Annotated in this window: 16 protein-coding genes, 1 tRNA gene and 1 pseudogene; 8 read left to right on the forward strand and 10 right to left on the reverse strand. The window is 44.5% G+C overall.

Annotation, left to right across the window (positions count from 1 at the left end; all coding sequences use genetic code 11):
* Positions 1 to 133: 133 nt before the first annotated feature.
* The 3 genes from QLH32_RS07930 to QLH32_RS07940 all read right to left on the reverse strand — a co-directional run bounded on the left by QLH32_RS07930 (position 134) and on the right by QLH32_RS07940 (position 5179).
* Positions 134 to 1060: a branched-chain amino acid transaminase gene (locus QLH32_RS07930; RefSeq protein ID WP_004675528.1), complete on the reverse strand. Its 927-nt coding sequence runs from the start codon at positions 1058 to 1060 to the stop codon at positions 134 to 136.
* A gap of 26 nt (positions 1061 to 1086) precedes the next feature.
* Complete coding sequence (gene glnE, locus QLH32_RS07935) at positions 1087 to 3834, reverse strand: bifunctional [glutamate--ammonia ligase]-adenylyl-L-tyrosine phosphorylase/[glutamate--ammonia-ligase] adenylyltransferase (protein ID WP_283269031.1); 2748 nt, start codon at positions 3832 to 3834, stop codon at positions 1087 to 1089.
* A 73-nt stretch (positions 3835 to 3907) separates the two neighbouring features.
* Complete coding sequence (locus QLH32_RS07940; RefSeq protein ID WP_283269032.1) at positions 3908 to 5179, reverse strand: sensor histidine kinase; 1272 nt, start codon at positions 5177 to 5179, stop codon at positions 3908 to 3910.
* Between the two features lie 314 nt (positions 5180 to 5493).
* Here QLH32_RS07940 and QLH32_RS07945 point away from each other — a divergent pair.
* The 8 genes from QLH32_RS07945 to secF all read left to right on the forward strand — a co-directional run bounded on the left by QLH32_RS07945 (position 5494) and on the right by secF (position 13409).
* A tRNA-Leu gene (locus QLH32_RS07945) sits at positions 5494 to 5580 on the forward strand.
* 65 nt (positions 5581 to 5645) lie between these two features.
* On the forward strand, positions 5646 to 6683 hold the full coding sequence (gene queA / locus QLH32_RS07950; RefSeq protein WP_283269034.1) for a tRNA preQ1(34) S-adenosylmethionine ribosyltransferase-isomerase QueA: 1038 nt from the start codon (positions 5646 to 5648) through the stop codon (positions 6681 to 6683).
* 178 nt (positions 6684 to 6861) lie between these two features.
* Positions 6862 to 7887 (forward strand): hypothetical protein, encoded by a 1026-nt coding sequence (locus QLH32_RS07955; RefSeq protein ID WP_283269035.1) that lies wholly within the window; start codon positions 6862 to 6864, stop codon positions 7885 to 7887.
* Between the two features lie 63 nt (positions 7888 to 7950).
* Positions 7951 to 8520, forward strand: a complete 570-nt coding sequence (locus QLH32_RS07960) for a LemA family protein (RefSeq protein WP_283269036.1) — start codon at positions 7951 to 7953, stop codon at positions 8518 to 8520.
* Between the two features lie 387 nt (positions 8521 to 8907).
* A complete protein-coding gene (tgt, locus tag QLH32_RS07965) occupies positions 8908 to 10038 on the forward strand; it encodes a tRNA guanosine(34) transglycosylase Tgt (protein WP_283269037.1) in 1131 nt (376 codons plus the stop codon).
* A gap of 109 nt (positions 10039 to 10147) precedes the next feature.
* Positions 10148 to 10477 carry a preprotein translocase subunit YajC gene (gene yajC / locus QLH32_RS07970; protein WP_004675516.1) on the forward strand — a complete coding sequence of 110 codons (330 nt, stop codon included), beginning with the start codon at positions 10148 to 10150 and terminating at the stop codon, positions 10475 to 10477.
* 51 nt (positions 10478 to 10528) lie between these two features.
* On the forward strand, positions 10529 to 12430 hold the full coding sequence (gene secD, locus QLH32_RS07975) for a protein translocase subunit SecD (RefSeq protein WP_283269038.1): 1902 nt from the start codon (positions 10529 to 10531) through the stop codon (positions 12428 to 12430).
* Between the two features lie 10 nt (positions 12431 to 12440).
* On the forward strand, positions 12441 to 13409 hold the full coding sequence (gene secF / locus QLH32_RS07980) for a protein translocase subunit SecF (protein WP_283269039.1): 969 nt from the start codon (positions 12441 to 12443) through the stop codon (positions 13407 to 13409).
* Positions 13410 to 13469: 60 nt separating this feature from the next.
* On the opposite strand, the gene QLH32_RS07985 is transcribed toward secF, so the two are convergent.
* The 7 genes and pseudogenes from QLH32_RS07985 to ispG form a co-directional block, all read right to left on the reverse strand.
* A complete protein-coding gene (locus tag QLH32_RS07985; RefSeq protein ID WP_283269040.1) occupies positions 13470 to 14438 on the reverse strand; it encodes a hypothetical protein in 969 nt (322 codons plus the stop codon).
* Positions 14439 to 14512: 74 nt separating this feature from the next.
* Positions 14513 to 15154 (reverse strand): annotated as a pseudogene (locus QLH32_RS07990) (4'-phosphopantetheinyl transferase family protein); the annotation flags it as partial.
* Between the two features lie 65 nt (positions 15155 to 15219).
* Positions 15220 to 16629, reverse strand: coding sequence for a ribosome biogenesis GTPase Der (gene der / locus QLH32_RS07995; protein WP_283269042.1), 1410 nt, complete (start codon positions 16627 to 16629; stop codon positions 15220 to 15222).
* Positions 16630 to 16804: 175 nt separating this feature from the next.
* Positions 16805 to 17947, reverse strand: a complete 1143-nt coding sequence (bamB, locus tag QLH32_RS08000) for an outer membrane protein assembly factor BamB (protein ID WP_279960125.1) — start codon at positions 17945 to 17947, stop codon at positions 16805 to 16807.
* Positions 17947 to 18645 (reverse strand): YfgM family protein, encoded by a 699-nt coding sequence (locus QLH32_RS08005; protein WP_283269043.1) that lies wholly within the window; start codon positions 18643 to 18645, stop codon positions 17947 to 17949. The genes bamB and QLH32_RS08005 overlap by 1 nt, the downstream gene beginning before the upstream one ends.
* Before the next feature lie 31 nt (positions 18646 to 18676).
* Positions 18677 to 19969 carry a histidine--tRNA ligase gene (gene hisS / locus QLH32_RS08010; protein WP_283269045.1) on the reverse strand — a complete coding sequence of 431 codons (1293 nt, stop codon included), beginning with the start codon at positions 19967 to 19969 and terminating at the stop codon, positions 18677 to 18679.
* A complete protein-coding gene (gene ispG, locus QLH32_RS08015; RefSeq protein ID WP_283269046.1) occupies positions 19966 to 21081 on the reverse strand; it encodes a flavodoxin-dependent (E)-4-hydroxy-3-methylbut-2-enyl-diphosphate synthase in 1116 nt (371 codons plus the stop codon). Before ispG ends, hisS begins: the two co-directional genes overlap by 4 nt.
* Positions 21082 to 21100: the final 19 nt, after the last annotated feature.

Here is a 21100-nt window from a genome sequence, read left to right on the forward strand (position 1 = left end):
CTATTTTTTAATTCGGTTTAGAGACAACTTAGTTCAGTTAAATGAAAGATTGATGATGCTTTGATTGCAGTCTATTGACAATTCGGCAATAAAAAAAGCGAAGCCTAGGCTTCGCTTTTTCAAGCATTTGAGCTTACTTCACATAAGTCAGCCAATCTGCATATTTCTCATTACGGCCTTGAACCGCATCAAAGAACGTCTTCTGGATCACAGTGGTGATCGGACCACGTGAACCACAACCGATTTCACGGTCATCATATTCACGAATTGGTGTCACTTCCGCTGCTGTACCTGTAAAGAATGCTTCATCAGCAATGTAGAACTCATCACGGGTGATGCGGCGTTCGATCACTTCATAGCCAAGGTCTTTGGCAATGGTAATCACGGTTTGACGGGTAATGCCCTCAAGCGCCCCACCAGCCAAGTCAGGCGTATGTAACACGCCATCCTTGATCAGGAATACGTTCTCACCTGCACCCTGACATACAAAGCCTTGCGGATCAAGCAACATGGCTTCGTCATAACCTGAACGCGCCACTTCCTGATGTGCCAGGATTGACACCGTATAGTTACCGCAGGCTTTTGCCTTACACATGGTCACATTTGGATGGTGATGGGTAAATGATGAGGTTTTAACACGAATACCACGTGCCATTGCCTCTTCACCAAGGTATGCGCCCCAGCCCCACGCGGCAACCGCAGCATGGATGGTATTGTCAGTCGCGGCAATTCCCAGCTTCTCAGAACCAATCCAGATCAATGGACGCAAGTAGCAAGATGCCAATTTATTTTCACGTACAACGTCAATTTGTGCCTGTTCCAATGTCGCTTGATCAAATGGAACATTCATTTGATAAATTTTTGCTGAATTTAACAAGCGCTTGGTATGGTCTTGTAAACGGAAGATTGCAGTACCATTTGGGGTTTCATAAGCACGGACACCTTCAAAAACACCCATACTGTAGTGCAGTGTATGGGTTAAGACGTGGATTTTCGCATCACGCCAATCAACCAATTTTCCATCTTGCCAAATAAAACCATCACGATCAGCCAAATTCATGGCACATACTCCAAATTTTTACACAATCATTCACTTTCCAATGCTGTCGCAGTTGGATCAATTAACCTTTGCCATAACTTGCAAACGATCTCTCGGGTATCGTGCCAATCCGCAGCATTGACTTGCATAGATTGATTTGCAAGCGCTAGACGGTGGCTCTCAGCTCGTTCACGGAGATAAGCGTGTATAAGTGCTGTGGCATCTTCACTGGATAAGCAGCCTGCTTTAGCAGCATCTTCTAGAATTCTTACATTGTCGGAAAAATGGGCGAGATCTGGATTCGTCCCACTCCATGCAAGCACTGCATACTGTGCCATAAATTCGATGTCAACGATACCACCTGAGTCCTGTTTTAAATGAAAAATCCCATGTTTTTTTTGCTCTGTCGATGAACCCAAGTGATCTTTCATTTTTTGACGCATTTTCAGCACTTCCTGACGAACTTCATCTTCATCACGGACTTGGGTCAGAATCTGACAACGAATCTGTTCAAACTGCTGGCATAAATCGGTATCACCCGCGATTGAACGTGCCCGAACCAGTGCCTGATGTTCCCATAACCATGCGCTTTTTTGCTGATAGTGTTCATAGGCTTTCAGGCTGGTCACCAGCATCCCTGCCTCACCCGATGGTCTGAGACGTGTATCAATTTCATAAACCCGTCCATCCAGCGTTTGCGTGGTCATCAGGGACATAAACTTTTGTGCCACCCGAATGGCGAACTCGGCACCACTAATGCTTTTCTTGCCATCAGTTTCACTTTGTTCCTCAAGGGCATGGATAAACACCAGATCAAGGTCAGAACCATAGCCCAGCTCAATCCCACCCAGCTTGCCATAACCAATCACCGCAAAGCCTTTGGCATCGAGACGACAGCGCTGACCATTGATTCCGACAGGATAGCCATGCCGTTCCACAACCGCCTGATAGGCTAAATTTAAAGTTGCCTGAACGCTGACTTCCGCAATATCAGTTAAGGCATCGGAAACTTTCATGAGTGGACTTTCAGCCAGTACATCACTGGCAGCGACAGTCAATACATTGCTCTTTTTGAATAGCCGCAATACCCGCATCTGGTCTTCAACCTGATCAATCTCAATACGCAGTAATTGCTGACGCAATGAATCCTCCAAATCCTTGCGTTGCGGCAAGCCAAAATCCATCGACAAAAACTCATCCAGCAACACTGGATATTGCGCCAGTTCCTCACAAATCCACGGACTGACGGTTGCCATTTTGACCAGTCGCTGCAAGGCACCACGGCTTTCCATCAACATCACCAAATACACGGTACGGCGCAGCACTGACTCCACCAATGGCATCAAACGCAACAAGGCGACTTGTGGTTGCGGTGACTGTAAGATTGCCTCGATCAAATGCGGCCAGAATTTCTTTAAACGTTCCAGGGCACTGGCTGGAATTTTGCGTAAAGCCTGCCCATGCCAGAAGTTCTGAATCAGGTTTGTGGCATCATTATCCAGTACAGTATTGAGGCGTTGTTCCAACTGTGAAAAATCATCAATCGGTGCAGAAAATTCCTGTTCCTGAATCAGTTTCTTGAACTGAATCTTCACCTTGTCACGCTTCTGGTTCAGCACATCAAGAAAGGCTTGCCAATCTGCAAAGCCCAAAGTCTCAATCATGCGCTGCCTTAACTCGGGTTCATTTGGCAGAGACTGGGTTTGCTGGTCATTGAGTGCCTGAATGGCATGCTCAACCCTTCTTAAAAACAGGTAGGCATCTTCAAGATCAATCACCGCTTGCTGATCCAATAATTCAGCTTCACCGAGATGATGTAAATTGACCAGACATTGACGGTCCTGCAACTCACGTTTCGAGCCACCATAAATCAGTTGAAATACTTGGACGATAAACTCAATTTCACGAATGCCGCCAGCACCGAGTTTAATATCATCCTCAATATTACGGCGCATCACCTCACGTTCGATCATGGCTTTCATTTCACGCATCGCAGCAAATGCGGAATAATCCACATAACGGCGGAAAACAAATGGACGCGCCATTTCCATCAGTTCAGCGCCTGCCTTGCCACCTGTAATCACCCGTGCCTTGATCCAGGCATAACGTTCCCATTCACGTCCATGCTGGCTTAAATATTTTTCCAGTCCCGTATGGCTAATTGCCAAGGCGGAACCATCACCCCAGGGACGCAGTCGCATATCAACACGGAATACAAAACCATCCGCACTAATATGATCCAGCAGGTAAATCAGCTTTTGTCCCCAGAGAATGCAGAACTGCTGCACATCAATACATTTACGCCCATTGGTTTCACCCTGTTCATCAAAGGCAAATATCAGGTCAATGTCACTGGAAAGATTCAGTTCCTGCGCGCCTAATTTACCCATGCCAATCACAATCAAGTCCTGAACCTGACCTGAATAGCCTATCGGTTCGCCATGTTTAATAATCAGGGGAACAAGTGCAAATGCCTTGGCTGCACAGATACAGGCATCGGCAAAATCAGAAAGTTCACGGGTCAGGGTAACGACATTGGTGAGTTGATTGGCATCCTGCCAAATCCAGCGAAACATCAGCCTGGCACGTAGAACACGCAAGGCTTTCATCCAGGCCTGCTCATCAGTTAAATCTATGACAGCATGCTGGACTTTCTGGTGGATACTTTCAGTTGAAAGCGAATCAAGAAATTGATCTTCCAAGTAGTCTTGTTCTAATTGTGTCTGGTATAAATTTAAAACTTGCTCAGCATATTGGCTTGCAACCAAGGTTTTTTGTCGCTGTTCCACATTCATATAAAAAAGCTCGACTAATGTCATGTCATCTCAGATCATTTATATCAGTTACGAGCTTATCTTTAAAATCTCTTTAGGCTAATTTTGCCTTGGTTTTAGGTTGTTCAACGCATACATCCATGTGCTCACTTGCGGCTGGCAACAGCACCTTAAAAGTGGTTCCCTCACCCTCTTTCGAGCTGACGCTAATTTCGCCATGATTTAAATCGACAAAACGCTTGCACAAGGTCAGGCCTAAGCCTGCACCCTTTTCACCCGCTGTACCTTTTAAACTGACGGTTAGGCGAGGATGGAACAACTCTGCCATTTGCTCATCTGTCATACCCAAACCCGTATCCTGAATATAAATGGCAACATGGCGACCCTGCTCTTCCGCGCGAATCGACACCACGCCTAAACCATCTATATCGGTAAATTTCAAGGCATTGGACACCAAATTCTGAATCAGGGAAGTAACCATATTCATATCAGCATACGCCTTGATATGTTCTGGCACATCATTGATCAGGTTTATATTTTTCTTGACTGCAAGTGTCCTTAAAATATCCGTGACAATGGTGGTCACCTGTCTTAACTTAAATTCAATAGGGTAAGCACTAAAGCGTCCACCCTCGGCCATTGACCAATTTAACAGACTTTCCAGCAGGTTATAGGTCGACTGGGCAGTATCATAAAGATAGTCTGCAATATTCTGGACACTTGCCTCATCCAGTGTGTCACGCTCTTTTGCCAGAATCTCGGAAAAACCCAGCAAGCCATGAAATGGCGCACGGAGGTCGTGGGAAATAATGGAGAAGAACTTGGTTTTACTAAAATTAAGCGCCGCTTCCTGTTGGTATAATTCCTTTAATTCGTCATGGTTAAACTTCAATTCCAGTTGCTGCATGAAATTGACACAATGGGCCTGCAACAATTGTTTTTGTAAGTCAGTAAATTCCTGAGCCACTTCATCGAATAAAATCACATAGCCCAAGGCAGTCTGATTGGGATGTCTGAGTTGCAGGGCGATTGCAGTTTGTGCTTTTCGCTTAAGTGAAGCGAGAAAAGCCAGCAGTGTTGAATATTGTGGATGTTTACAGTCAATCAGGTCATCATTCACAAATAAGGTATTTAAGCTCTTGATAATTTTTGAAGAATCAATCACTTTTAATTTTTCAGGGCAACGATGCCAAAGATAAGGTTCCTGATGGAAAACAAGCAATGCGGTATTGGCCTGCATCAGGTTTCGGTTAAACTGCAAAAATTGCTCAAGTAAGTTTTGTTCTGAAGTTACACCTAAAGAAAGAGAAATTTTACAAGCACTTAACTTATCAGCCTGATGTAATTCTAATAGTTGAATCGCCATGCTCGCCTCTCGAATATTATCGTTATGACATGTATGTAGGTTTTATTTAAAAAAAATGAGAAAATCATCACCCACTATTAACAAACTTTAACATAAAAGGCAATTGTTGATTCGATCAATTCGCAACAAAACGTGATTTTTCAACAAAATTTTATTTCTGCTTATAAAACAAGCAACTTCGCTGTTTCTGAACATTTTTATAAAAATACATAAAAAATCTATAAATTGCTCTAAAACTAAACAACTGATCAGCAGGCATGATTGACAACTGTTTTAAACAGGGTATTATACGCAACACAAAGCATCGCACTCTTCCCGAGGTGGTGAAATTGGTAGACGCGGCGGACTCAAAATCCGCTGTCAGAGATGACGTGTCGGTTCGAGTCCGACCCTCGGGACCAAGATTCAAAAAACCCCAAACTAGCATTAAAAGTTTGGGGTTTTTTCATATGTGGCCCCGAACAATATGAAACTCTCTGACTTTTCGTTTGACCTTCCTGATGAACTAATTGCACGTTATCCACTAGAAAGCCGTAGCGCTTCACGCCTACTGCATATTGATGTGCAGGGTCATTATCATGATCATGCCTTTACCGATATTCTGGACTTACTGGAAGATGGTGATTTATTGGTGTTGAATGACACCAAGGTCATGAAAGCACGTTTAAAAGGAAAGCGTGCCACAGGCGGTGCAATTGAAGTGCTGGTTGAACGGATGTTGGATGCCCACACAGGTCACTGCCACATTAAGTCAAGCAACTCACCCAAGGCTGGTGCAGAACTATATATTGGTGAAGATGCCATTCCTGTGACAGTACACGGTCGCCATGAAAACCTGTTTATCGTTGAGTTTTCACAACCAATTTTATCTGTGCTTGATCAATATGGTCAGTTGCCGATCCCTCCTTATTTCAACCGTGAAGCTGAAGAAATTGATACCGAACGTTATCAAACGGTATTTCACGACCCTGAAAAAATTGCCAGTGTAGCAGCCCCAACAGCAAGCCTGCATTTCGACCAAGGCCTATTGGAAAAATTGGCAGCCAAAGGTATTCAAAAAACCTTTGTGACCCTGCATGTCGGTGCTGGTACATTTATGCCTGTGCGTACCACAGATATTAGCAACCACATTATGCACAGTGAATGGTGTGACGTACCACAGGCAACCATTGACCTGATTTTGGAAACCAAGGCGCGTGGCAATAAAGTCATTGCTGTGGGTACAACCGCAACCCGTGCGCTGGAAAGTGCAGCGCAAGCCAATCACGGTCAGATTGCAGCCTGGACAGGTGATACACAAATCTTTATTTATCCAGGTTATCAGTTCTGTATCGTAGATCGTTTGATCACCAATTTCCATTTACCAGAATCGACCTTGCTGATGCTGGTTTCGGCTCTGTCCAATCGAGAGAATATTTTAGCGGCCTATCAACATGCTGTTGAACAGCGCTATCGTTTCTTTAGTTATGGCGATGCGATGCTGGTTGATAAACTAGAAATTTAAAAAATATAAAGATAGGCTAAATCAAGGTTTAGCCTATTGCCTCATAAAAATAAATTGAATGATAGGAAATTTATTTTGGGATAAAAAAACAATTAGATTCACATGACACTTCTTAGTTTATGAAAGTTAAAGCATAATTAAACGATCTTAGCCTTATTACAATGAATTGATCCTCTCCATGCCGATCGACACCGTCCAAGAAGCCCTACATATAAGACGTAAAAAAAATGCCCAGGTTTTTCGCAATATTGCCCGACTTTGGGAGATCGGGCAAAAATCACATAACGATCAAGAATTGCTGGATGCGTTGCATCCTTGGCGTGAGGATCATGGTTTACGCTTTTTTAATGTACTGCCCTATCTATTGGCAATTACCAGTATTAGTACACTCATTTTTGGCTATTTTCTTCATCCCCACATCCAGTTTATCTGGAGTTTTCTGGGGGCTTTTTTGACAGGCTTTTTAGCCTATTTACTCTATGAACCCAAAGAACCATTGACACAGGTCATCAATTATCTGGAACAGCGCATGACTGTATTGCGTTATGATTTACAGTTTCAACAGTTGCCTGCCTACCTGCCAATACAGGCACAACCCCTCTTGGTAATGAGCAGGTTAAAGCAATACTTTCCCCTGTTTAATCGTGGCACTGAATCAAATGAAATTACGCAATATGCGTCTACCACATGGAATGATGGCATAACAGAACATCAAGTTCTGCTTTTTCAATATCACTACATCAGTGAAATGCCAATTTTTCAGGAAAACAATGAGAAAAAAATCGTAAAAGAAATTCACAAGGACTTATGGGGCGCTTTTATCTTTCAAATGCCTGCATTGGGTGTCGCGGTGAGCAATCAGCGTTCACGTTTTTTTGCACCCTATACCAGCTCATGGCAAAGCAGCGATATTTTAATCAACCAGAAACTTAAAATTTTCGGTCTTGACCAGCATCAGCTCGCCAAGGAAGTTGGCCCTAGTATGACATTAAAATTGCATGATTTTTTTGAACATTTTACAGGTGATTTAATTTATCATCATGAAGAGCAAATATTGTGTTACGTGGGCGAACAAAATCTTTTCCAAACCGCCAGTAAACGTAGTGAAATTCATGATATTCCCGCATTACGTGGTCATTTACGTACCATGACCATGCCGCAATATCAAAAGTTTCAGCAATTGATGCTCAACTTAATTCAATAAATCCCCCTAGTCCTTTTTAAAGAAAAGGAAATTGATGGGGGAATAACAATAAGGGGAATGGCGATGACAGGTTTACTGATCTTCCTGGGAATTTTTGTTGTGATCATCGTGTGGGGTGTTTATACACGAAACAACATCGTGCGTTATTTTAATGCCACCAAACGTGCTTGGTCTGAAGTTGCAAATTTTGAACGTCAAAAAGTCAAAACGCTAGAAGCCTTAGAGGCAACACTTGCCCAATACACCCAGTTTGAAAAATCGACATTGGAAAAAGTCACTGAGCTACGTCAACAGATTCTCAATTTAAATGTGAATGACACGGATATTTCCCAGTTACAGCACATTGAAAAAATGAGCAAGGAACTGATTCGCAGCCTGAATGTCGTGGTTGAGAACTATCCTGAACTCAAAGCCGATGCGCTGTATAGCAAAATGATGGATGACATTCAGGAACAAAATGAAAATGTCGGTGCGGCAATTACTATCTTTAACCGTAATGTTGAGTTGTTTAATAACCAGATTGAGGTGTTTCCGAACAACCTGATCAACACCCTAACCTTATCTAAAAAGAGTATTCGTCCATTCAAGGACAACCTTGCAACGGAAAATTTTGACTATAAGCCGAATTTTTAGAATTCCCCTCAGTCCCCCTTTTTCAAAGCAGGATCATCAAGTTCTAATTTTACCCCCTCTAAATCTCCCCCTTATCAGGGGGAGACTTCCCACGAATCCTATAAAGAATTGATTTAAATGGTGTTCCTCCACCTTTTCAAGGGGGAGGCTAGGAGGGGGTTACAGATTGTAGATACCTATGCTTTTTCAAAGGGGGGACTTTTCCACACATCACCAACCAATATTCAGCCACTTCATACAGAAAACTTTTTTATTTTATCCCTCGCTACATTTAGTAGTAGAACTACACGCCATAATCAAGGAAAATACCCGCTTTTGATCAGCGAACTGTTTTTTCGCCTTGCGCTGCGCTCAAAGCAGTGCTTCGATCTTGCTCAGGATAGTGTCATGCAATTTGAAAAATTAGGCCAGTCGGGGCGTGCCCGTCGTGGTCGACTCACCTTAGAACATGGTGTGGTGGAAACCCCTGTGTTTATGCCTGTAGGTACTTACGGTACAGTGAAAGGCATGTTACCTCGTGATATTGAAGAAATTCAGGCACAAATTATTTTGGGCAATACGTTCCATTTATATTTACGCCCAGGCTTGGAAGTCATTAAAGAGCATGGCGGTCTACATGAGTTTATTCGCTGGGATAAACCGATTTTGACTGATTCAGGTGGTTTTCAGGTCTTTAGCTTGGGCGCGATGCGGAAAATCAAAGAAGAAGGTGTAACATTCCGTTCACCTATCGACGGTTCGAAAGTGTTCCTGTCTCCAGAAATTTCAATGGAGATTCAAAGTGTACTCAACTCAGACATCGTGATGATCTTTGATGAGTGTACCCCTTACCCAGCAACGCATGAAGAAGCGCAAAAATCATTGCAGCTTTCCTTACGCTGGGCGAAACGTTGTAAAACCCATCACCATGATGAGCTAAAGAATAAAAATGCCTTATTCGGCATTATTCAGGGTGGGATGTACGAAGACCTGCGTGATGAGTCACTCAATGGCCTGTTAGAGGTCGGTTTTGATGGCTATGCGATTGGTGGTTTATCGGTGGGTGAACCGAAAGATGAAATGATCAAGGTACTGGATTATTTACCCAACAAAATGCCACATGACAAACCTCGCTATTTAATGGGTGTAGGTAAACCTGAAGATATCGTGGAAGCAGTTCGCCGTGGCGTGGATATGTTCGACTGCGTGATGCCAACCCGTAACGCACGTAATGGCCATTATTTTGTCACCGATGGTCTGGTCAGAATCCGTAACAGTAAATATCGCCATGATAAAGGGCCTTTAGACCCACATTGTGACTGCTACACTTGTAAAAACTTCACCCGTGCCTATTTATATCATTTAGAGAAGTGCGGTGAGATGCTGGCCTCCATGCTTGGCACCATCCATAACCTACGTTACTACCAGCGCCTGACACAGGGCATACGTGATGCACTGGATAATGGCACATTTGATGACTATGTTCAGGACTTTTATGCGCGTCGAGGACTGGAAGTTCCACCCTGCCCTGAGGACTGATGTGAAGTAAATGCATCAAGATTTGCGCCTGACCGCAAGACAGGGTACATTGCAAAACGAATTGGAATTTATTGTTAATTTTTTGGCTTTTTAACTTTAGGAAATCGAAATGAGCTTTTTAATTTCTACTGCTCACGCTGCACCAGCGGCCCAGCAAGGTCCTAGCCTGATGGCAAACTTATTGATGATTGCGGTGTTTATCGCGATCTTCTATTTCCTGATCTGGAGACCACAGGCGAAACGCGCCAAAGAACATCGTTCTTTGATCGAAAGTCTGGGTGTTGGTAGTGAAATCGTGTTTGCTGGTGGTTTGATGGGGAGAATTACCAAACTTGATGGTGACTTTGCCGTTGTTGAGCTTTCTCGTGGCGTAGAAGTCAAAATCCAGCGTGCCAGTGTCATTTCAGTATTGCCTGAAGGCACTTTAAACAACCTTTAATCATAAGATCGTCGTGCCTCAGCACGACTTTTTCATTTAAGAAGAAAGCGAATGCGTTACCCTGCATGGAAATATTTACTGATCCTTGTGGTACTTGTGATCAGTACGTTATATGCACTTCCTAGTCTGTATCCAGATGAACCTGCTGTCCAGATTTCTGGGGCAAAGGCAGGTACCCAGATTGATCAGAGCATAGTGCAAAAAGCTGAGCAGATTTTAAAAGCTGCCAACCTCAGCAGTCACGACAACAGCTTCACCAACAACGCGGCATTACTACGTTTAGACTCCTCAGAGGCCCAGTTAAAGGCCAAGGAAGTGCTGCGCCGTGATTTGGGTGATGACTACGTGGTTGCCCTCAACCTTGCACCAACCACACCAGAATGGTTGCAAAAGATTGGGGCCAAACCGATGAAACTTGGTTTGGACTTGCGTGGTGGTGTACATTTCCTGCTTGAAGTCGACATGGATAAAGCAATTAGTCAGCGTATGGAAACATCTGCGACTGATCTGCGTCGTCAATTTCGTGACAACAAAATCAAGTTTAACAACCTTAATTTAAGCAACAACACCATTACCATCCAGTTTGCAGACAATGCTGACCGTGATGCGGCGACAGACTTCCTGCGCCGTAATGGTAATGAGTTTAGCCAGCAGGCAGTTGCAACGGCTACAGGCGCGACCTTAAAACTGAATTACACCGATGCCCGCCGTCAGGAAATCCAGTCTTATGCGGTGAACCAGAACTTAACCACCCTACGTAACCGTATTAACGAGTTGGGTGTGGCTGAAGCACTGGTACAGACACAGGGTAACAACCGTATTGTGGTTGAATTGCCAGGCGTACAGGATACTGCCGAGGCAAAACGTGTTCTTGGACGTACCGCAAACCTTGAGTTCCGCTTGGTTGCTGACAGCAATGATCAATATATTGACAAATATACAGGTAAATATAATGGTCAGCCGCTTCCTCCAGGTACGGAAGTATTTGCCTATGAATCACTGGATAGTGGCCGACAACTTCTGTTAAACCGTAACCGTATTTTGACAGGTGAACGCGTCCAGAATGCAAGCTCTGGCTTTAGTCAGGACTCAGGTGGTGCAGAAGTCAACATTACCCTGGACACCGCGGGCGGTAAGCTCATGGCTGATGCGACACGCAATTCTGTTGGCAAGCGTATGGCCGTGCTGTTTATTGAAAATAAGCAAAAAATCAGCTATGTCACTGATCCTCAAACAGGAACTCAGACTGAAGTTCGCACCCCATATACCGAGTCTGTGGTGATCAATGCCGCAACTATTCAGGCCGTGTTGGGTTCACAGTTCCGTATCACAGGGCTTGACTCTCCACAGGAAGCGGCTGAACTCGCGTTGATGCTTCGTGCAGGTGCCTTGGCTGCACCAATGTACTTCGTGGAAGAACGTGTGGTCGGTCCTAGCCTTGGTCAGGAAAATATCGATAAGGGTGTATTATCAACCCAAATCGGCTTCCTGTTGGTTGCAATCTGGATGATCGTATTCTTCCGTTTATTCGGTTTGATTGCCAACTTTGCACTGGTGTTTAACCTTGCCATGATCCTTACCGTGATGTCATGGATTGGCGCTTCCCTCACCCTGCCAGGTATTGCGGGGATCGTGATCACCATTGGTATGGCGGTCGATGCCAACGTACTGATCTGTGAACGGATACGGGAAGAAATGCTCTGGGGCGCCTCGCCCAAGCAGGCCATTGTCGCGGGTTATGATCGAGCCTACAACACCATTTTTGACTCGAACTTAACCACATTCCTTGTTGCGTTTATCTTATTCGCAATTGGTACAGGCCCGATTAAAGGCTTCGCCGTTACCCTGATGATTGGTATTGTCTGCTCGATGTTTACTGCAATTACGGTAACACGTGCAATCGTACAGCTCATTTATGGCAAACGCCGTAATTTGACCAAGTTGAGTATTTAAGGAGATTCACATGACTGATCTGACTCAACAGGACTCAAAGCAATACGGCCGTCCAGATGATCTAAAAATCATCCCATTCATGAAGATTGCCAAACCTGCCGCAATCTTCTCGATTTTGCTGACTATTGCCAGCATCTTCTTTATTGTGACCAAAGGCCTGAACCTCGGTTTGGACTTCACTGGTGGTATCTCGGCTGAATTGAACTATAAACAGGCGGTTCAGCCTGCTCAGGTGGTTCAGGCACTGGATCGTGCTGGATTCAAGGATGCCGTGGTACAAACTCTGGGAAGCAATACCGACCTGATCGTGCGTATGCCTGTGCAGGAAGACCTTGAGGTTGAAGATTTAAGCAACAGCATTACCAAAGCGGTTCAATTGCCAAACAACTCAGTAGAGGTTCACAAGGTCGATTCTGTGGGTGGTGCGGTAGGTAATGAACTGTATATCCGCTCTGCGGGTGCGGTGGCACTTGCACTGATCCTGATGCTGATTTATGTGACCATTCGTTTCGAGTTTAAACTCGCGATGGGTGCGGTCATGTCGTTATTCCACGACATCATCATTATTATTGGTGCTTTCGCCCTGTTCCAGTGGCCTTTCGACTTAACGGTATTGGCTGCGGTACTTGCAGTCATTGGTTTCTCGCTCAACGATAACATCGTTGTATCGGATCGTATCCGTGAGAATTTCCGTAAGATTCGTGGTGCAACCCCGCGTGAAATCGTGGATATTGCCCTTACTGAAACCTTACGCCGTACTATCCATACCTCGATGACCCTGTTACTCGTGGTGCTTGCCATGATGTTCTTAGGTGGTGATGGCCTGCACTGGTTCTCTGTGGCGATGTTTGTCGGTGTATTCGTCGGTACTTACTCATCCATTTATATTGGTACAGCTTTCGCTTTATGGCGTGGCCTGAATCGTCAGGACTTTATTGTCCAGGTTAAACCTGAGTTTGAAGAAGAAGAGATTCCTTAAACTTTCTACTTCTCTTGATTCAAATAAAATGCCAGCATGATTGCTGGCATTTTTTATGACCTACAAAAGTGCCTGACTGAGTTGCAAAACCATTTGTTTATTTATGCGTTGCTGCTCTGCGGTAAGCTGATTGGAAAGTTCAATGCCTGTTTTAAAATCCTGTTGTTGCATCGTTTTATTGAGGGCCTTGATATTCTCCAAAGCCTGCTGGGCATTTGTAGGTTGCTTAAAATCGGCAAAAATCTGGAGGTTTGATTGTATAGATTGCACATTGAGCTGTTGAATCTTTTTAAAAGTCGCTGTACGTGGTTGCAAGGCCTGATAAGCTTGCAGTTCCCGTACATCGTCATATTCTGTTCGTTGCGATAGCTTTTGAAGATTTCCAAGTGTATCCCACTGAGCATCTCGTGGATAAAGTTGATGCTCAAGTATTGAGTAATCCAACCAGTCCGAGAACAGATCAGCATCAATATGCCTTAAACGTCTATCTTTCTTAATCGCCAAGATTCTTAACTGTTCCAGAACTTTTATTTCTACTTGCTGTGCCTGATATTTACTGACAGTCTCTATTTTGAGTGCAGGCTCTCTTAAAAATGTCTGAGTATCACCATGCCTGGCATAATAATCAATGACGTTGTCCTGAAAAAGCTGATTCATTATTGTTAAGGTCTGCATATCCAGACTTTGAATATTTCGGTAACTTTCCGTGGCAAAAGTGGCTTGCCGAATTCTTGCAATATTTTGATTATTGGCATCAATGATTAACTTGGCATATTTAACATAGTTTTGTTTAAATTTTTCTCTTCCTGCTGATGAACTTAAATCTATTTTCTCAGTATTGAGACGGGGAATTTCCAGCTGCTGTATGAGGTTTTGGTATTTAAGCCAGTCCTGAATTAAAAGCTGCTCATATTGAGGACGAAATGTTTGAGTAATGATTCTGGGCAATAACTGTGCATCTGCATAATGATATGTAGCAACGATTCCCATTCCCCCCAATAAAACCACAACCAAAAAAATTTTCTTCATTGTTTTCAATTTTTATTCGCTTTTGAACCGAGAGTATAGAAAAAATCATCTCCACAAGTCAAAACAGACCAAGCTTGAATCACCTGAATCTGTGGAAACTGAAAACCACGACAGGACTGCTCTGCCCGCCATGCCACTGTCAACACAATCTTCTGATTTAAGATAAAATTCTGATAGGCAAAAGTCCCCAGTAGCGGATGGGAACACATTCCTCCATGACTGGTTGGGTGAACTTGGGTATTTAAACTGTTGAGGTCCAAACGAATCCCCAGACCCGATGCCTTTAAAATTGCTTCCTTGGTCGTCCAGACCCTAAACCAATATTCCTCATCCTGACTTTCTTGCCATGTTTGATATTCTTCGGGATGAAATGCATGTTGTGCCAAGGCATCAAAGCGAACCTTTCGATCCAGTTCCTCAACATCAATCCCAATGTCTTTAACACGTTCACTCATGGCCAAAGCATAATATTGCTGACTATGTGAATGGTTAAAATGTAGCGAATGGGACGTTAAAAAAGGTTTGCCATGTTCATGCTGGGCAAAAGCTAAGTCTTCTATTGAGCAATCCAGTTGATTCGCGAGAAAGTGATTACGCTGAGCTTGAATCTGCTGTTTTTTATAATGATTAAAACTGCTTAAATCAGCAAAATCTGTTTTATTCTTTTCAAGCAGTTGAGCCAATGCCTGAACATAAATCTGGATGATACGCGCCATAATAGCCTCCATTGCAGATAAAAAAGCCCAAAGCAGACTTTGGGCTTTTTGACATCAAGAAAAACTTAACGCTTGAATTTCTTTTCCGCCTTTTTAAATTTCTGGATATAACGACGTTTACGTGCGGCAACACGCTCATCCACTTGAGACTTACGTCCTTCAAATGGGTTTTCTGAGGTCTTAAAGTCGATTTTTACAGGTGTACCCTCAAGCTTATACACTTTACGGAACACATTCTCTAAATAACGACGGTAATCCGCAGGGGTTTTATCAACCTTGTTTCCGTGAATGACGATGGTTGGTGGATTCTGTCCGCCCATATGCGCATAACGCATTTTAATACGGCGGCCACCAATGGATGGCGGCTGATGCGCTTCGGTGGCATCATTTAAAATCTGGGTCAGTTTCGCTGGTGAAACTTTTAAGTTTGATGATTCATACGCACGGTGAATGGATGGATATAATTCTCCCACCCCAGTTCCATGCAGTGCAGAAATCAAGTGGATTTTTGCCCAGGGAATAAAGTCAAAACGGCGTTCAACATCAAGCTTACATTGCTTGCGGTCATACTCGCTCATATTGTCCCACTTGTTGATCGCAATGACCATGGCACGACCAGCTTCAAGCGCATAACCAATTAAATGCAGGTCTTGCTCTACAATCCCCTCACGGGCATCAACCACCACGACTACAACATTGGCATCTTTCATCGCCTGAAGGGTCTTAACGATTGAGAACTTCTCAATCATTTCATCCACCTTACCTTTACGACGCACACCTGCGGTATCAATCAGGGTATATTGGCGGCCATCACGCTCAAATGGAATATAAATCGAGTCACGTGTTGTTCCAGGCTGGTCAAAAGCCACCACACGCTCTTCACCGAGTAAACGGTTAACCAGCGTTGATTTCCCCACATTGGGACGACCAATGATTGCTAAACGCAAGCCCGTGTTTTTATTGTGTTCTTCTGGATTTTCATCTTCTGGGACTTCCGCCAGGACTTCTTCCAGCATTTGCTGCACACCACGACCATGACTGGCCGCGACCTGCATTGGTTCACCCATACCAAGCTTATAGAACTCAACCAGAGCCGCTTCAGCATGGACACCATCGACCTTATTGGCAACGAGGTAGACTTTCTTGCCAAGGGTACGCAATTCACGCGCAATTTGTTCATCTGAAGCCAATAGGCCTGCGCGGGCATCCACAACAAAAATAATGATATCGGCTTCATGGATGGCAGTTTTTGACTGCTCCGCCATATAGGTGTCGATACCACCCTCATTCTCACCGATACCACCTGTATCGACCACAATGAACGATTTGTTCTGATAAACCGCATCACCGTATTTGCGGTCACGGGTTAAACCAGCGAAGTCAGCAACCAAAGCATCACGACTTTTGGTGATTTGGTTAAATAGCGTTGATTTTCCGACGTTTGGACGACCAATGAGCGCAATAACGGGTTTCATAAACTAACCTTAATTCAGACGAGCCATCTTGATGACATCGTATCAGAAACAGTATGGAAGATTTTGGTGATCAAGTAATCACAATAAAAATTCGGGGCTTTGATAATCAAATACCCCGATCAATGCTCTGTTTAGCAATCGCTAATTGATTATTTTAGCACAAGCAGCGCTAAAATTAACGATTCTGCCAAATGCTTAATGCACCTTTCCGCGTAGCGACGTAAAGCTGGTTATCAATCACACGGAGTGATTGTACTTCACCACTGGTTTTGGCACGTCCAAGCAGTTTACCCGAAGCAGGATCAATCAGATGAATCACACCATCTAGATCACCCACCACAAGGTTTTGTCCCAACATGACAGGATTGCTGAGCTGACGGTTCAGCAACTCTTCATTTTGCCAAGCTAATTCACCTGTGCTCAGGCTATAGGCATTCAGCTTACCATCCACCGTAGAAACAAATACCTTGTCACCCGATACTTCTGGGCGGTTGGTACTACTGGCATCTTCACTCCACACCACACGTTGTGTAGCTAGATCAGTGACTGTGACCTGTCCCTGGAAACTGGTGGTGACCAGATACTGACCCGCAACCACTGGATCGCCCACAATGTCAATCAGGCGCTGAATGTCTGAACGCCCCTCACTGATCGCAACACGGCGCTGGAAACGTGGCACGCCACTAATCACATCCAGACCATATACATAGGCATTCGCTGATGCGACCAAAATAGTACGGTCATCCAGACGTACAGGTGCAGGCTGACCACGCAGGCTAAACTGGACGTTTGGCAGCTTATATGCCCAAACCTGTTGCCCAGATACAGCGTCATGCGCAAAGATGGTTCCATCATTGGCAATGGTAATCACACGGCCAGACTGGATTAGTGATGGAGAAAGAATTGCACCAGACAACTGTGTTGTCCACTTTTGTTCACCCGTGGCCTGATCCAATGCAAATAACTGTCCCTTACGGTTGCCCACCACAACAATTCCCTCAGCCGCCTCTACACCAGCAGTGAGCTCCTGTTTGGTAATCTTGCTTTTCCAAAGTCGTTCCTTGCCCTTATAGGCAGAAACCTGACCATCAGGATCAATCGCAAAAATCACGCCATTGTCGGTATCCAACTGTAAGCGTAAAGCCTCAGCCGCATTTGTAGATGAAACACTTTGCGAAAACACAAGGTTCAAGCCTTGTTGTTGCTGAATTTTCGGCAATGGATTTGGTTTGGCCTCTTTGACCTTATTACTTGAACATCCAAGCAATAAAGCTGAAGCAACTGCAATTGCCAAAGGTAGTTTTAGTTTATTCTGCATTAAGACTCATCCACTTTGGTATCTAAGATCGGGCGCTCAATTTCAGGATCATCTACTAAAACGCCAACACTTTCGAGTTTAATTTGTAAAAGCTGACGCTCCTGTTTACGCTCAAGCAGGTTATCCCAGGCACTTTGATACGCCTTACGCGCGGATGCATTATCTTTTTTCGCAACAAAGATATCGCCACGCAACTCATCTGCGGTTGCCTTAAAGGCAGGCTCTGTCACACCTGACAAGGTTTTCAACGCATCATCAAACTTCTTTTGCGCCAGTTGTGCATCAGCCAAGCGTAATTTAACAATCTGCACCAAACCCGCATCTTTGACTTTCGAGTTTTCAACTTTCTTCAATGCTTTTTCAGCAGCAACATAATCCTGCTTGTCATAAGCCAGCTTTGCCAGAATAAACTGGGTCTGAATCGCCTGCACAGAATCCGCATCATCCTTAACAATTTTGTCTGCCGCTTCAGAAACCGTTGCCAAGGCATTTGGCTGACCTGATGCCGCTTTTGCCTCATCCATCAGCTTTTGTACCTTGGCGGTTTGATTCTGGGCTTCAGCCAGGTTCTTCTTTTGCCAGTATTCCCATCCGAAAAAGGCAATCAGGGCAATGAGAATTCCGCTAATCATGGCAGAACCATATTTTTTGGCAAACGACTTTATCTGGTCGAGTTGTTCTTCATCACTTAAACTCATGTGATTGTCCTTTTCCTAAATATTGTGCAATTTATTGTTTAAATTTTTCGATAAAAAATGGAGTCAGCTCAGTCAGGCTCACCTGTGACTGTTCAGCCGTGGCAAGCTCTTTCACCAAAAGCTGCTGCGCATCCCATTCACGCTCACCCAGAATTACGGCATAGACCGCACCTGACTGGTCTGCCTTTTTCATCTGGCTTTTCATGCTGCCTTGGGAACCTGTTTTTAGGCGAATATTACTGTTCACAGCTTCCAACTGGTCACGGATTTTCTCTGCCAACACCAATGCTTTTGCTTGATAAGCTGGTTCGGCTACCAGGAACACTTCACAGTCACGCACCACTTTCGCCTGCTCAACCTGCTCAAGCAACAACAACAGGCGTTCCATCCCCATGGCAAAACCGACTGCTGGTACAGACTGATCCACCTTGCCTTTTAGCTGCCCAACCAGACCATCGTAACGGCCACCCGCACAGACCGTCCCCTGTGAACCCAACATGGTAGTGGTCCATTCAAAAACTGTCTTGTTGTAGTAGTCCAGACCACGAACCAGCTTTTGATTAATCACAAACTCAACACCAGCATCGGTTAAATACTGCTGTAATTGCTGGAAATGCTGGATTGAATCTTCTTTGAGGAAGTCATGCAACTTGGGTGCATTTTCCAGAATCTTCTGGGTGGATTCACTTTTAGAATCAAGGATACGCAATGGATTGGTGGTCAGGCGACGTTGCGAATCTTCATCCAGCGCGTCTTTATGCTGGTTTAAAAACTCAACCAGTGCGGCACGATATTCTGCACGCTCATCGGTTTCACCCAAGGTATTTAATTCTAAACGGACATTAGCTGACACACCCATACGTTTCCATAAACGAGCGGTCATTAAAATGATTTCGGCATCAATATCAGGTGTTGCCACACCAAAGGTTTCCACACCAAACTGGTGGAACTGGCGATAACGGCCCTTTTGTGGTTTTTCATAACGGAACATTGGGCCAACATACCAAACCCGCGGTGCAGCGCCTCGTAGCAGGTTATGTTCCAGCATGGCACGTACACAACCCGCCGTGCCTTCTGGGCGCAAGGTCAGTGATTCAGGCGGATTACCTTTATCAAAAAAGGTATACATTTCCTTTTCAACGATATCTGTTGCATCACCGATGGCACGTTTAAATAAACCTGTTTGTTCAACAATCGGCAACCTGATTTGTTGATAACCATAGGCATCCATTAGGGATGCAAGTTGTTGTTCCAGACTTCTCCAAGCCGCAGTTTGCGTTGGAAGGATGTCATTAAAACCCTTGATAGCAACAATTGAACTCATGATGAACTACGAATAATTTCTTTGGATTTAGCTTCTTCAAGCTCTTGAACACGTTGACGAACCATTGTTTCAATTTCATCAACCAACTGATTGGTGTCAATCAAATGACTCTTTTCGCCATTACGGTAGACCAGTGAACGTGGCGATGCACCAACAATCCCGATATCTGCCTCTTTGGCTTCCCCAGGTCCATTGACCTTGCAGCCAATCACAGAAACATCCATTGGGGTACGAATGTCTTCCAGACGCTCTTCCAGTGCCTGCATCACCTGAATCACATTGAATTCCTGACGCGAACAGCTTGGACAGGCAATAAAGTTAATGCCATTGGAACGTAGACCTAACGATTTTAAAATATCAAAACCGATTTTAATTTCATCTTCAGGTTCGGCCGCCAATGAGATACGCATGGTATCACCAATGCCTTCCATCAACAGGCCACCCAGTGCAATGGCCGATTTCACCGTACCTGTACGATAAATCCCTGCTTCAGTCACACCTAAATGCAGCGGATTATCAATCTGCTGGGACAGCAAACGGTAGGCATCCATGGTTAAAAATACATTCGATGCCTTAACACTGACTTTAAACTCATGAAAGTCTAAACGATCAAGAATGTCGATATGGCGCATGGCAGACTCCAGCAGGGCCTTTCCTGTCGGCTCACCATATTTGACCTGTAGGTCTTTTTCCAGTGATCCCGCATTCACCCCAATACGGATTGAGATGCCATGATGTTTGGCCGCAGCCACTACTTCACGGACTTTCTGGTCTGAACCAATGTTTCCTGGGTTGATCCGCAAACAGTCCGCACCATAATCGGCAACCGCCAAGGCAATACGATGATCAAAGTGAATGTCCGCCACCAATGGTACGGAAACACGCTTACGGATGGCACCAAACGCCTCCGCCGCTTCCATTGAAGGCACAGAAACACGCATGATGTCGGCACCTGCATCGGCACAGCGCTGAATTTGCGCAACCGTTGCATCGACATCACAGGTTTCGGTATTGGTCATGCTTTGAACACTAATCGGGGCATCACCACCGACATACACCGAACCGACACGGATTTTACGTGTTGGACGGCGTTTAATTGGGTTCACAATCATCGTATAGCTCTACTCTTTG

Source organism: Acinetobacter corruptisaponis, from assembly GCF_030053775.1.
GTDB lineage: Bacteria > Pseudomonadota > Gammaproteobacteria > Pseudomonadales > Moraxellaceae > Acinetobacter > Acinetobacter corruptisaponis.

Coding starts and splice junctions, on each gene's coding strand:
- QLH32_RS07930 (WP_004675528.1), bottom strand. CDS start 1,060: ATGAATTTGGCTGATCGTGATGGTTTTATTTGGCAAGATGGAAAATTG.
- glnE (WP_283269031.1), bottom strand. CDS start 3,834: ATGAATGTGGAACAGCGACAAAAAACCTTGGTTGCAAGCCAATATGCT.
- QLH32_RS07940 (WP_283269032.1), bottom strand. CDS start 5,179: ATGGCGATTCAACTATTAGAATTACATCAGGCTGATAAGTTAAGTGCT.
- queA (WP_283269034.1), top strand. CDS start 5,646: ATGAAACTCTCTGACTTTTCGTTTGACCTTCCTGATGAACTAATTGCA.
- QLH32_RS07955 (WP_283269035.1), top strand. CDS start 6,862: ATGCCGATCGACACCGTCCAAGAAGCCCTACATATAAGACGTAAAAAA.
- QLH32_RS07960 (WP_283269036.1), top strand. CDS start 7,951: ATGACAGGTTTACTGATCTTCCTGGGAATTTTTGTTGTGATCATCGTG.
- tgt (WP_283269037.1), top strand. CDS start 8,908: ATGCAATTTGAAAAATTAGGCCAGTCGGGGCGTGCCCGTCGTGGTCGA.
- yajC (WP_004675516.1), top strand. CDS start 10,148: ATGAGCTTTTTAATTTCTACTGCTCACGCTGCACCAGCGGCCCAGCAA.
- secD (WP_283269038.1), top strand. CDS start 10,529: ATGCGTTACCCTGCATGGAAATATTTACTGATCCTTGTGGTACTTGTG.
- secF (WP_283269039.1), top strand. CDS start 12,441: ATGACTGATCTGACTCAACAGGACTCAAAGCAATACGGCCGTCCAGAT.
- QLH32_RS07985 (WP_283269040.1), bottom strand. CDS start 14,438: ATGAAGAAAATTTTTTTGGTTGTGGTTTTATTGGGGGGAATGGGAATC.
- der (WP_283269042.1), bottom strand. CDS start 16,629: ATGAAACCCGTTATTGCGCTCATTGGTCGTCCAAACGTCGGAAAATCA.
- bamB (WP_279960125.1), bottom strand. CDS start 17,947: ATGCAGAATAAACTAAAACTACCTTTGGCAATTGCAGTTGCTTCAGCT.
- QLH32_RS08005 (WP_283269043.1), bottom strand. CDS start 18,645: ATGAGTTTAAGTGATGAAGAACAACTCGACCAGATAAAGTCGTTTGCC.
- hisS (WP_283269045.1), bottom strand. CDS start 19,969: ATGAGTTCAATTGTTGCTATCAAGGGTTTTAATGACATCCTTCCAACG.
- ispG (WP_283269046.1), bottom strand. CDS start 21,081: ATGATTGTGAACCCAATTAAACGCCGTCCAACACGTAAAATCCGTGTC.